Annotated in this window: 2 pseudogenes; one reads left to right on the forward strand and one right to left on the reverse strand. The window is 48.1% G+C overall.

The annotated features are described in order from the left end of the window. A pseudogene (locus R7044_RS28110) lies at positions 1-219 on the forward strand (hypothetical protein); the annotation flags it as partial. Positions 220-331: 112 nt separating this feature from the next. On the opposite strand, the pseudogene R7044_RS28115 reads toward R7044_RS28110, so the two are convergent. Continuing rightward, positions 332-516: pseudogene (locus R7044_RS28115) on the reverse strand (1-acyl-sn-glycerol-3-phosphate acyltransferase); the annotation flags it as partial.

Here is a 516-nt window from a genome sequence, read left to right on the forward strand (position 1 = left end):
CCGGCAAAGCTTCGAGTAAACAGTGATTTGAGTGTGATCCGCACGCCACTGAAAGCGCTGCCAGAAGGGTTGGTGGTCGATGGCAACCTCTACATTGGTGGTTCGGCCCTGACCGAGTTTCCCGACACAATGACGGTAAAAGGCAACATCTTTTTGGGTGGCAATAAGATAACCAAGTGGCCAAAGAATCTGACCTTAGGTGGCGCAGTCGCGCGCTAATTGGATAGACAAAAAGAGATACGCAGAGACAAAAACACCTCGTTCAATACGAGGTGTTTTACATTGGAGTAGTTGGAATGCGCTCAACTCATTTGGGCAGCATACGCAGCGACTAATCTTGGTTATTTACTGGGTTAGCGTAGCTCGCAACAAGATACGGTCTTGCGCCTTCTGGTAACTGTTCTAGCTTATCAGCAAGCTGACGTTTCACCGCTTCTGTGATAATGCTTGAATCTTCACGACCTGCAGCGAGCAAGTTGATCGGATACAACTTATAGTTCTCGTGTATCTGACGGT

The organism is Vibrio sp. 1402, from assembly GCF_033340275.1.